A 1,250-nucleotide genomic window follows, 5' to 3' on the forward strand; every position below is an offset into this window, starting at 1 on the left:
GGTTTTATAGGAGGTAAAGGTGTTCTCGTTTTTGCTGAAACCTATGCTCCCTGGGTATCGTTTATATTGCTTTTGATTATTGGTATTAAGATGATCTATGAAGCGCTTATAACTGGTGAAGAGAATGTCCCTTCTCATATAACTCATCGTGCTATGTTCATTCTAGGTATTGCCACCAGTATCGACGCAATGGCGGCGGGCTTTTCGTTAACGTTGCTGAACGTTAACGGATTTCTAGCCTGTACTTTCATAGCTATAACCACTGCACTATTTAGCTTTGCCGGAGTCTACCTTGGCGAGAAAACAGGCACTTGGCTCGAAAGTCGAGCTGAAGTGTTAGGTGGGACGATTTTGATATTGATCGGGTTAAAGGTCCTCTTAGGCTAAGACGGTCCAGCCTACTGTCATTCATAGAGAACTAAAAATTGTTTAAATAGGGTTCGAGAAATTATTAAGTAAAAACAATAAATAAAAGTGAGTACGAAGCTCTGGCCTCGTACTCGATTAAGCTACCAGGCTTTGTAGGGTAAGAACTTACCATTCATGGTTAAGACGACGCGATCACCTTTCGGGTTCTCTTCTTTTTCAACATCCATACTGAAGTCAATTGCGCTCATGATGCCGTCGCCAAACTTTTCTTGTATTACTTCTTTTAGCGTATCGCCGTAGACACCGACAATTTCATATAGCCGATAAATTAAAGGGTCTTGAGGAATGGATTGATCCCAGGTTTTAGTCGGGTATTCCATCAATGCAGGCTTTGCTTCGTCCGGTAAATCAAGTAAGGCACAAACCTTATCTGCAACGTCCTCGGGCATACTATTCATGCCCAGACAAGCTGAGGTGAGCCATACTGAGCCCATGCCGACTTCTTCTGCCATACCTTCCCAGGTAAGTTCTTTAGATTTTTTAGCTAATACAATTGCTTCGATCACTTCTTCTTTCTTCATCACAATCACCTTTATTTACTGTGTTGGTCAGCGTCAGGTTTGAGCTGAGGAATAAATTTCATAAAGGGCTTCTGCAAGCGCTATGCCATTGGAAATTGTTATTATTATTCAATAGATTAGCTAAAACCTATGCGTGTGATCTATCAGTGAGGGCCTTATTAGTGTGCACTGAAAGGCTTGTTTCGAAGAGAGAGCCCTGTCCTAAGGCACTGCTGAATCAAGGGACTTGTCTAGCTGATTGTAGTGAGCAAAATTTATCGTGGCTTCTTACGCCAAGCGGCGGGGCTTAGGCCATATTTT

The 1,250-nt window shown here is 42.4% G+C and carries 2 protein-coding genes; one reads left to right on the forward strand and one right to left on the reverse strand.

From position 1 onward, the window contains the following. Window positions 1-387 (forward strand): manganese efflux pump MntP family protein (locus tag A3735_RS28535; RefSeq protein ID WP_068639114.1); only part of this gene is annotated, 387 nt, incomplete at its 5' end. A gap of 122 nt (window positions 388-509) precedes the next feature. On the opposite strand, the gene cynS is transcribed toward A3735_RS28535, so the two are convergent. After that, complete coding sequence (cynS, locus tag A3735_RS28540; protein ID WP_068554530.1) at window positions 510-950, reverse strand: cyanase; 441 nt, start codon at window positions 948-950, stop codon at window positions 510-512. Between the last annotated feature and the right edge of the window lie 300 nt (window positions 951-1,250).

This window comes from Oleiphilus sp. HI0061, from assembly GCF_001635675.1.